We start from the raw sequence: 9554 nt of genomic DNA on the forward strand, positions 1-9554 counted from the left end.
GCAGAAGTTGTAGTGGAAGACGGCGACCTTGACCCCGCGCTCCCCGCACCAGCTCAGGAAGTCCCGCAGCGCGGTCACGTGCTCCCCGGACCAGGCGTCACTGTCCACGTAGGGCACTACGTCCACGATCACGTCGGCGGCGACCGAGCCCGTCGGGAGCAGGAGGAGCGGGAGGAGGGCGAGGATCCGGGTCAGATGGGTCCCGCACTCGTCACCCGTCCGCGGGAAACCGTATCGGGAGCGCTCATCATCCCGTGAGGTACCGCGGGCGTCGCCCCGTGGTCCCCTCCTCATCGGAGGGGCTCGGCCGAGTTCAGCCCGCTCATCCGCCCGCCCCACTTTCGATCGTCCGACGGACGCTCACCCCCGTGTCCCCGCTCATCGCGCGGGGCTCGCCGTAGCTCAGTCCGATCATCGCGGGCGGGCGGTTCCGCCCCGATCCTTGGGCTCCGTGCGCACCTCCCGGATCTCCAGGTACCCGGAGTCGCCCTCCCACCGCTTGACGGCGCGCTCGATGACGAGTCGTTCCCGGTACAGGGGAGCGTCGAGCACGAGGGTCTCGTACTCGCCTCCCTCGCCCGCCGGGTGCACGCGGTACCGGTCGTGCAGCCTGCGGAGGTCCCGGACCGCCGCCTCGTCGAGCCGTCGGCCGAGCCAGGACGCGTCCAGTCCCGCCGCGGCGACGGCCACGATCACGACCTCGAAGCCGCGCTCCAGCAGCAGCTCCAGCTCCTCGAACGGGTCCAGGCCCCACACCGGGTGCACGGGTTCGATCCCGAGCCTCCGGCAGACGCGGTCCAGCCGCTCCCGCTGGTACCGTGAGGCGATCGCGCCGGAGACGAGGGCGTCCACGTCGAGCCGCCGCAGGGCTCGGGCCAGCGCCCGCAGGTCGGCGGCGTCGCCCCGGCCGGAGCGGACCCGCACGGGCCGGAGGCCCATCGCCCGGGCGATCACGGTGCCGAGGTCAGCGTTGGGCACGTGGAACAGGCGGCTCTCCGGGTTGGAGGGGATCACGGTGATCCCGTGCGTCAGCTCGTACCCCTCCTCGGCCGCCAGGTGGGCGGCCAGCACCGAGTCCTTGCCGCCGCTCAGCAGGGCGGCGGCCCGCAACCGATCACCTCCGCGGCGGCGCCCGGAGGGCTCATCGGGCCTCGGAGACGGCCCGTGCGAGCTCCGCGGCCCGCTCCGGGTCGCGCTCCACCGCGGTGCCGGTGACGATCGCGTCCGCGCCCGCGCGGACGAGCTCGCGGGCGACGTCGGGGTCCCGGATCCCGCCCCCCACGATCGTGAACAGCCCGATCTCGGCGACGCGCCTCACGATCTCGGGCGGTACGGGCTCGGGCGCGCCGCTCCCCGCCTCGAGGTACACGGCCCGCATGCCGAGGTGCTTGGCGGCGAGGGCGTGGGCGACGATCAGCTCGGGCCGGTCGAAGGGGAGCACCCGGGCGTCGCCCACGACGGAGACGCTCGTGCCCCACTCGCCCAGAACCAGGTAGCCGGTCGGGATGCTCTCGAGCCCGAACTCCTCGACGAGCGGGGCGCCCTTGACCTGCGCCTCGATCAGGTAGTACGTGCTCCGGGAGTTGAGCAGGCTCATGAACAGGACCGCGTCCGCGTTGGGGGCGAGCCCCTCGGGGCCGTTGGGGAAGAGGATCACGGGGAGGTCGGTCACCTCCCTGACCGCGTCCACCACGGCCTCAACCTGGCGGGCGTGGGCCGTGGAGCCCCCGACCAGGATCGCGTCCGTGCCGGCCTCCAGCAGCGGCTCGAGGGTCGACGCCACCCGCCGGGGCTCGACGTCCACCGGGTCGAGCAGGGTGAGGTGACAGGGGGCGCGTTCGCGGAGCTCCTCGAAGACGCCCATGCGCATCCCGCCGCTAGCCGCCCCGCGGCTCCTTGGCCTTGGGTCGCAGTCCCTTGTACCCGCACTTCCGGCACTTGGTGGCGTCCGGTGGGTTCCTGGCGTTGCACCGCATGCAGATGAGCTTGTTGAACAGCCGGGCCTCGGCCTCCGGGAACCGGGCCATCCGCCCTCACCCCCGGAGGGCGCCGGGACCGCCCGACTTTAACCCTGTCGCCGGGCCCCCTCCGGTAGGAAGCGCTCCTGCGCCCGCACGACCTCGGCGCTGTCCCGGGCCCGCCGGTACGCCTCCAGCCGCTCCCGGTTGAGCTCGAGGAAGGCGGGGCCCCACTTGAACCGGGAGAGGAGATCCTCCGCCTCGCGCCGGAAGTCGAGGATGTAGAGGGCGGCGGCCAGGGCCTCCACGGTGCTGAGCCGGCAGGGCTTCCCGTAGTTCACGGGGTTGGCGGCGACGAGGTAGGGCAGGATGCGGGGCGCGCACCGGTCGCGGAGTGGGCGGAAGTACCGGTCCACGCGCTTCCAGGAGCAGTCCACGGCCACGAGACCCCGGCGCACGGCCGCCTCGCGATCCTCCCGGGAGAGCGCGCGCTCCACGGTCGGGTCGAGAACGACGGCCCCGGTCGGGACGTCCCGGGGGCTCCGCACGAGCTCGACGAGACCCATCCGGTGCGCCCTCAGCGCCGTGCAGGCCTTAGGGTTGCAGTCCCGGGCGTGGAGCACGATCAGGCGCGGGGTTCCCCGAGCACCACGGGCACCCGCAGGGTCGGACTGCGGTACGGGCTCGCCTCCCTCACCCGCAGCTCCGCGCGGTAGTTTCGATCCTCCAGCCATCGCCGCACGTCCTCCTCCTGGCCCGGGTAGTGGTAGGCGGAGACGACGACCCGGGGCGCGTGCTCCTCCAGGGTCCGCTCGGCCCCGCGCAGGGCGCGCTCCTCCGCGCCCTCCACGTCCAGCTTGATCAGGTCCGGGCGCGCGCCCAGGTCGTCGATCCGGACCGTCTCGACGCGGATCGTCTCCCGGGACCGGACCATCTCGACGGAGTGCGCGACGGTGGAAGGGGCCACGTACATCCTCACCTCGTCCTCGCGGTCGTAGGCGGCCGCCTCGATCACCTCCGCGTCGATCCCGTTCTCCTCCACGTTCCGCCGCAGCAGCTCCGCGTTCTCGGGGTGGGGCTCCAGGGCAAGGACTCGGCGCGCGCCCCGGGCCGCGGCCAGGACGGTGAAAGCCCCCACGTGCGCGCCGGCGTCCACGACCTCGCGCGCGTCCTCCAGGAGCTCGTGCGGGTAGAGCTCCCGGTACAGCACGTCGGCGACCGCGTCCGCGTCCCCCAGGGCCCAGGGCCGGAACCGGAGCCCGTGCTCCTCGGTCACACGCACCCGGACCGTCCGCTTGGGCACGCCGATCCGCGGCGTCCCCCTACCCCACGGTGACCTCCAGGTACCCGTCGATGATAACGTGGAAGTCCAGCTCCTCCGTCCAGCCCGCCCGCTCGAACATGTTCATGAAGCAGACGCCGATGACGGGCGGGTCTCCCAGCTCCTCCACGAACTCGCGCGCGTCCTCGACCGTGACGTCGGAGATAGGCATCGCTAGGCCGCCGAGCAGCACGATCGCGTCCGCCTCGTCCAGCCGCTCGGTCTCGTCCGTGACCGCGAACCCGTGCTCCCGCAGCTCCATCCGGCGAAACTCCCGGCTCAGGTCGATGGAGTAGTACTGCTCCAGGTCCGTCTCCCGGAGCGTGAAGGCGAGAAGCTCGGCGAAGGGTGTGCACGTGCCGGCGCACCCGGAGTAGACGAGCACGCCCTCCCCTCCGGTGACGTCGAGCACCGCCTCCCGGAAGCCGTTGAGGAACGCCTTCAGGCCCTTACCCTTCTCCGACACTCGGGACCTCCCCCCTCAGGGCCCGCAGCACCTCATCCCGGGACAGGGGGCCCTCGCGAAGTATCTTGATCTCGCCGTCCGGTCGAAGTTCGACGACCGTTGACGGCTCCCCGATCGGGCACTCCCCGTCCACCACGAGGTCGACCCCGCCCCGCAGCTGCTCGATCACCTCGTCCGAGCTCACGGGAGCCGGCCGACCCGAGAGGTTCGCGGACGTGGTCACCACGGGCCGCCCGAACCGGCGGACGACCCGGAGGAAGAAGGGGTGGTCCGGGATCCGCACGCCCAGCCGGTCCCGGCCGGCCGTCACCTGCTCCGCCACGACCCCGGGCCGGACCGGGGCGACGAGGGTCACCGGGCCCGGGGTGAGGGTCTCCAGGGCCCGCCGGAGCCCCGGTACGGGCTTAAGCAGCCTCAGCGCGGCCTCCGTCGAGTGCACGGCCACGCTCACGGGCTTGTCCCGGGGCCGGCGCTTGACCTCGAACACGCGCTCCACGGCCTCGGGGTCGGTCGCGTCGCAGCTGAGCGAGTAGACCGTGTCGCAGGGTAGCGCGACGAGCTTCCCCGCGCGCAGCGCGTTCACGACCCGATCCACGGCGCTCGCGTCCTCCTCGACCACCGTGACCACGGCCCTCCCCCCGGGGGGAGGGGGCCGCCATGAGCCTGCGGGCCGTCGCGATCTCGGCCGACGTGTCCGAGGACGACGTCCGCGTGCCCGACCCGCTGCGGAGGAGGATCGAGCGGGACCTGCGCGAGCTGCGCGCCCGGTACCGCGAGGGCGTGCTTCACCTCGTCCTGGGGCCGCTCTGCGGGGACGACCTGGCGGTCGTGTACGTGGCGGAGCGGGACGTGGTCGAGGAGCTCAACGCCGCGGTCGTGGAGCTGCTGGGGAGGTACGGCGGCGGGGACGTTATGGGGATTTCGGAGGAGCCCGAGACGGCCGGAGAGGGCCCCTCCTACGCCGAGGCCAAGTGCCCCGAGTCCGAGTACCAGGACCTCATCGTCGCCCTCTTCGACACCTACGCCGCGGAGAACCGCGTGGACGAGGTCGCCGAGGTGTGCCGGCGCGCGATCGAGAACCTGTGCTACGACGTGGGCGGCGGACCCATCCGCGAGCCCACGGAGATCCCCGGCGTGGGCTACGTCGGCCCCGACACGGACGACCCCGTCCTCCTCGCCACCACCGACCACCTCAGCCAGGTCGGACCCACCGCCGGCGCCCTCATCGGCGCGGGCCAGGGCGCCGGCGCCCGCCCCGTCCCCCGCGGCACCCCCGCCGAGGTCCTCCCCGGCACCGTCATCTTCTCCGTCACCATGATCCTGAACGGCAACGTCATCGACGCCGTAAGGGCGATCCGGGTGGGAACGGGCACCGAGCGCTGGGCCCTCCGCGAGCTCCGCTAACCCACCGCGTCCGCCATCGCCTCCGCCGCCGCCCCCACGTCCACGTCCACGCCAAGCTCCCGCATGGCCAACCCCACGCACGTCACCGCCGTCACCATGTCCCGCACCCGCACCTCACCCATGTGACCGATCCGGAAGATCCTCCCCGCCAGGTGATCCTGACCCCCAGCCACCACCACATCGTACTTGTCCCGCAGCAGCCCCCGAAACTCCCGATCGTCCACCCCCTCCGGGTACACGATCCCCGTCACCGTCGGCGAGGCGACCCCATCATCCTCCACGAACAGCTCCAACCCCAGCGCCCGGATCCCCTCCCGCACCACCCGCTGCAGCTCCCGACACCGCTCCCACCGACGCTCCAACCCCTCCTCCCGCAACCGCCGCAGCGCCTCCCGCAGCGCGTAGCACGCGTTCACCGCCGGCGTGTACGGCGTCTGCATCGGATCCTCCTTCAGGAACTCCAGGTACTTCGGCAGGTCCAGGTAGTAACTGCCCGACTCCCGCTCCTCCATCCGCTCCCGCGCCCGCTCGTTCACCGCCACCAGCGCCAGCCCCGGCGGGCATCCCAGCACCTTCTGCGACCCCGTTACGCACACGTCCACGCCCCACTCATCCATCCGAAACTCCGCACCACCCAGCGACGAGATCGCGTCCACCACGAAGATCACGTCGTACTCCCGGCAGACCCGCGCCACCTCCTCCACCGGGTTCAACACCGTCGTCGACGTCTCGCAGTGCACCATCGTCACGACCTCCGCGCCCGAGTCCGCCAACGCCTCCTCCACCCGCTCCGGATCCGCCGCCTCACCCCACTCGAACTCCACCCGAACCACCTCCGCGCCCCGCCGCTCCGCGATGTCCGCGAACCGCTCCCCGAACTTCCCATTCACCACGGCAACGACCTCCTCACCCGGCTCCACCAGACTGTACACCGCCGCCTCCATCCCCGCCGTACCCGAGCCCGTGATGATCGCCACCTCACCCTCCGTCTGGAACACGTACCGAGACAGCTCCAAACACTCCCGCAGCACCTCCTCGAACTCCTCACTCCGATGATTCATCACCTGCTTCGCCGACCGCAACAGCACGTCCTCGTGCACCATCACCGGACCCGGCAGCAGCACCAGCTTCTCCATCCCGAGACCCCCCGCCCGACCCCTCACCCGCCCGTTTAAACCCCACCATCCCGACCGAAGCTCAACCCTCACCCACGTTCCGCCGCAGCGCCTCCCACCGATCCTCCACCGACGCCGCCGGCAACTCCACGCTGTCCGGGTTCACGTACCCCGCCCGCAGGACCGCGTCCGCCAACACGATCGCCACCACCGCCTCCGCCACCGGCACCACCCGCGGACAGATGCACGGATCGTGCCGCCCCTCCACCGACAGCTCCACCTCCTCCCCCGACGCCAGATCCACCGTCCGCTGCGGCACCGACACCGACGGCGTCGGCTTCACGTGCACCCGCACCACCAACCGACCCCCGCACGAAATCCCACCCAACACCCCACCGCACCGCCCACCCTCCACCACCGGCCGCCCCTCCCGCCACACGATCGGATCGTTGTGCTCCGAACCCCGCATCCGCGCGCACTCCACGCCCGACCCGATCTCCACCGCCTTCACCGCCGGAATACCCATCAACGCCCCCGCCAACTCCCCATCCAACCGCCCAAACACCGGATCACCCAACCCCGGCGGCACGTTCTCCGCCACCACCTCCACCGTCCCACCCACCGAATCCCCCTCCTCCCGCGCCCGCTCGATCTCCCCCACCATCTCCTCCGCCACCGACCCATCCACGCACCGCACCGGATTCGACTCCGCCCGCCGCCGAATCTCCCGCGCGGAAAGCTCCCCCACCTCACCCACCTCCACCGAACCCACCCGCACCACGTGACCCGCGATCTCCACCCCCAACGGCTCCTCCAACGGCGCCTCCCGCAACAACTTCCTCGCCACCGCCCCACCCATCACCACACCCACCGTCGTCCGCCCCGACGCCCGACCACCACCCCGCCAATCCACGTGCCCGTACTTCCACCGATACGTCAGATCCGCATGCCCCGGCCGCGGCCGCGTCCTGATCGGCTCGTACCGGGACGAATCCACGTCCTCGTTCCACACCACCATGCTGATCGGCGTCCCGAGCGTACGACCCTCGAACACCCCCGACAGGAACTCCACCCGATCCCGCTCCGACCGCGGCGACGAGACCGAAGACTGCCCCGGACGCCGCCGATCCAACTCCCTCTGCACATCCTCCTCCGAGAGCGGCAACCCCGCCGGACACCCATCCACCACCGCGCCGAGCGCCCGACCGTGCGACTCACCCCACGTCGTCACCCGAAACCACCGACCCAACGTGTTCAACGAACACCCCACCCCACGAACCGACCACCGCCCTTAATACCCCGACGCTACCCCGACCGCACCCGCACCCCCACCGACGCCAAATCCTCCCAGAACCCCGGGTACGACACCGACACCGCCTCCGCCCCCTCAATCACCGTCTCCCCCCGCGCGAACGCCCCCACCACCGCCAACGCCATCGCCATCCGATGATCCCCCCGCGAACTCACCCGCGCCCCCACCGGCTCACCACCCCGCACCTCCAACCAATCCCGACCCTCCCGCACCTCCACCCCAAACCGCGGCAACTCCTCCGCCAACGCCCGCAACCGATCCACCTCCTTGAACCGCACGTGACCCACGTTCACGATCCGCGTCACCCCCTCCGCAAAACACCCCAACGCCGCCACCGTCGGCACCAAATCCGGCGCATCCGACAGATCCACCTCCACCCCCTCCAACGACCCCGACGACCGCACCACCACCCCATCACCCCGCTCCCGCACCACCGCCCCCATCTCCTCCACGATCTCCACGATCCGCCGGTCCGGATGCGACGAGTCCAGATCCACCCCACGCACCCACACCTCCCCACCGATCGCCCCCAACGCCACGAAGTAACCCGCCGAACTCCAATCATTCTCCACCCGAAACTCCCCCGGCGACCCCGGCCGACCCTCCACCACGAACGACGACCCCTCCCAACCCACCGACACCCCAAACGCCTCCAACACCTCCACCGTCAACCCCACGTACGGCCGCGACCGCAACCCACCCACCACATCCACCCGCAACCCACCCAACCCCGCCCCCAAGAACAACAACGCGCTCACGAACTGCGAACTCACGTCCCCGTACACCGCCACCCGCTCCCGAAACGGCCGCCCCGACACCACCACCGGCGGAAACTCCTCACCCTCCCGCACCCGACCCCACGCCTCCACCCCCAACGACCGCAACGCCGCCAACAAATCCCCCACCGGCCGCGACCGCAACGACCGATCCCCCGTCAACACCACCCGACCCTCCACCAACCCCGCCACCCCACACCCCAACCGCAACGTCGTCCCCGAATTCCCACAATCCACCACATCCCCCGGCACCCCCGGCTCCCCACCGAACCCCGACACCCGCACCACCCACCGACCCTCACCCTCCACCTCCAACCCCGCACCCAACGCCCGACACAACCCCACCGTCGCCCGCACATCATCCGCCTCCAACACGTTCCTCAACACCGTCTCCCCCTCACACAACGCCGCCGCCAACAACGCCCGATGCGACCCACTCTTCGACGGCGGCGGCGACACCTCACCCGACACCTCCCGCACACCCTCCACGACCACCCGAACCACGAACAACACCCCGATCGAACCACCCAATGACAACCGATTTAAATCGAGCCCACCAGCGCCCGCACGGGTGATCACCATGACCGAAGAACCCACCGTCGTCGCCTTCTGCTGCTACGAGTGAGGCTACGGCGCCGCCGACCTCGCCGGCACCAGCCGCATGCAGTACCCCACCAGCGTCCGCATCATCCGCGTCCCCTGCACCGGCCGCATCGGCATCGAACACCTCCTCACCGCCCTCACCAGGGGCGCCTGGGCCGTCTTCGTCGCCGGCTGAAAGGAGGGCGAGTGCAACTACGAGGACGGCAACCTCAAGTGCCACCGCCGCGTCCAAGCCGCCAAGAAACTCCTCAAGGCCATGGGCCTAGAGCCCGAACGCATCGAGATGTACTTCATGACCTCCGCCGAGGCCGACAAGTTCGTCGCCGCCGCCCAGGAAATGCACCAACGCGCCAAGGAACTCGGCCCACCCTTCCCACGGTAAACGCGCCGGCGGGATGAGGCCCGGGGGGAACCCGAAACCCGGGACCCCCGGGCGGAACCGCCGCGCCCCACCGCCAAACGTTACGAAACTCAGAACGATCCCCGCTGGTGCGGGGGCCGGGATTTGAACCCGGGACGGCCCTACGGCCACGGGATCCTCATTCCCGCCCCTTTGACCAGGCTCGGGCGCCCCCGCGACCTCCACCACCGCCCCACCC

Annotated in this window: 13 protein-coding genes and 1 tRNA gene; 2 read left to right on the plus strand and 12 right to left on the minus strand. The window is 71.2% G+C overall.

Annotated features, from left to right (window positions below):
* The 8 genes from ACXJJV_RS02645 to ACXJJV_RS02680 all read right to left on the minus strand — a co-directional run.
* A partial coding sequence (locus ACXJJV_RS02645; RefSeq protein WP_456466631.1) for a hypothetical protein occupies window positions 1–294 on the minus strand: 294 nt, incomplete at its 3' end.
* A gap of 117 nt (window positions 295–411) precedes the next feature.
* Complete coding sequence (locus ACXJJV_RS02650; protein WP_456466632.1) at window positions 412–1110, minus strand: diphthine--ammonia ligase; 699 nt, start codon at window positions 1108–1110, stop codon at window positions 412–414.
* A gap of 31 nt (window positions 1111–1141) precedes the next feature.
* Window positions 1142–1864, minus strand: a complete 723-nt coding sequence (locus ACXJJV_RS02655; protein ID WP_456466633.1) for a phosphoglycerol geranylgeranyltransferase — start codon at window positions 1862–1864, stop codon at window positions 1142–1144.
* A gap of 13 nt (window positions 1865–1877) precedes the next feature.
* A complete protein-coding gene (locus ACXJJV_RS02660) occupies window positions 1878–2027 on the minus strand; it encodes a 50S ribosomal protein L40e (RefSeq protein WP_456466634.1) in 150 nt (49 codons plus the stop codon).
* Between the two features lie 38 nt (window positions 2028–2065).
* Window positions 2066–2581 (minus strand): DUF367 family protein, encoded by a 516-nt coding sequence (locus ACXJJV_RS02665; RefSeq protein WP_456466635.1) that lies wholly within the window; start codon window positions 2579–2581, stop codon window positions 2066–2068.
* 2 nt (window positions 2582–2583) lie between these two features.
* On the minus strand, window positions 2584–3261 hold the full coding sequence (locus ACXJJV_RS02670; RefSeq protein ID WP_456466636.1) for an FkbM family methyltransferase: 678 nt from the start codon (window positions 3259–3261) through the stop codon (window positions 2584–2586).
* 19 nt (window positions 3262–3280) lie between these two features.
* Window positions 3281–3745, minus strand: coding sequence for a DUF2124 family protein (locus ACXJJV_RS02675; RefSeq protein ID WP_456466637.1), 465 nt, complete (start codon window positions 3743–3745; stop codon window positions 3281–3283).
* Window positions 3729–4373: an L-threonylcarbamoyladenylate synthase gene (locus tag ACXJJV_RS02680; protein ID WP_456466638.1), complete on the minus strand. Its 645-nt coding sequence runs from the start codon at window positions 4371–4373 to the stop codon at window positions 3729–3731. The genes ACXJJV_RS02675 and ACXJJV_RS02680 overlap by 17 nt, the downstream gene beginning before the upstream one ends.
* 29 nt (window positions 4374–4402) lie before the next feature.
* On the opposite strand from ACXJJV_RS02680, the gene ACXJJV_RS02685 reads away from it, so the two are divergent.
* Window positions 4403–5149, plus strand: coding sequence for a hypothetical protein (locus ACXJJV_RS02685; protein ID WP_456466639.1), 747 nt, complete (start codon window positions 4403–4405; stop codon window positions 5147–5149).
* Here the strand turns inward: ACXJJV_RS02685 and ACXJJV_RS02690 are convergent.
* The 3 genes from ACXJJV_RS02690 to aroA all read right to left on the minus strand — a co-directional run bounded on the left by ACXJJV_RS02690 (window position 5146) and on the right by aroA (window position 8856).
* Window positions 5146–6285 carry a pyridoxal-phosphate-dependent aminotransferase family protein gene (locus ACXJJV_RS02690; protein ID WP_456466640.1) on the minus strand — a complete coding sequence of 380 codons (1140 nt, stop codon included), beginning with the start codon at window positions 6283–6285 and terminating at the stop codon, window positions 5146–5148. The genes ACXJJV_RS02685 and ACXJJV_RS02690 overlap by 4 nt on opposite strands.
* A 61-nt stretch (window positions 6286–6346) precedes the next feature.
* Window positions 6347–7522, minus strand: coding sequence for a chorismate synthase (gene aroC / locus ACXJJV_RS02695; RefSeq protein ID WP_456466641.1), 1176 nt, complete (start codon window positions 7520–7522; stop codon window positions 6347–6349).
* Between the two features lie 47 nt (window positions 7523–7569).
* On the minus strand, window positions 7570–8856 hold the full coding sequence (gene aroA / locus ACXJJV_RS02700) for a 3-phosphoshikimate 1-carboxyvinyltransferase (protein ID WP_456466643.1): 1287 nt from the start codon (window positions 8854–8856) through the stop codon (window positions 7570–7572).
* Between the two features lie 76 nt (window positions 8857–8932).
* On the opposite strand from aroA, the gene ACXJJV_RS02705 reads away from it, so the two are divergent.
* Window positions 8933–9337, plus strand: a complete 405-nt coding sequence (locus tag ACXJJV_RS02705; RefSeq protein ID WP_456466642.1) for a hydrogenase iron-sulfur subunit — start codon at window positions 8933–8935, stop codon at window positions 9335–9337.
* A 105-nt stretch (window positions 9338–9442) separates the two neighbouring features.
* Here the strand turns inward: ACXJJV_RS02705 and ACXJJV_RS02710 are convergent.
* Window positions 9443–9532, minus strand: a tRNA-Leu gene (locus tag ACXJJV_RS02710).
* Between the last annotated feature and the right edge of the window lie 22 nt (window positions 9533–9554).

This window comes from Methanopyrus sp. (assembly GCF_053997775.1).

Coding starts and splice junctions, on each gene's coding strand:
- ACXJJV_RS02660 (WP_456466634.1), bottom strand. CDS start 2,027: ATGGCCCGGTTCCCGGAGGCCGAGGCCCGGCTGTTCAACAAGCTCATC.
- ACXJJV_RS02685 (WP_456466639.1), top strand. CDS start 4,403: ATGAGCCTGCGGGCCGTCGCGATCTCGGCCGACGTGTCCGAGGACGAC.
- ACXJJV_RS02690 (WP_456466640.1), bottom strand. CDS start 6,285: ATGGAGAAGCTGGTGCTGCTGCCGGGTCCGGTGATGGTGCACGAGGAC.
- ACXJJV_RS02655 (WP_456466633.1), bottom strand. CDS start 1,864: ATGGGCGTCTTCGAGGAGCTCCGCGAACGCGCCCCCTGTCACCTCACC.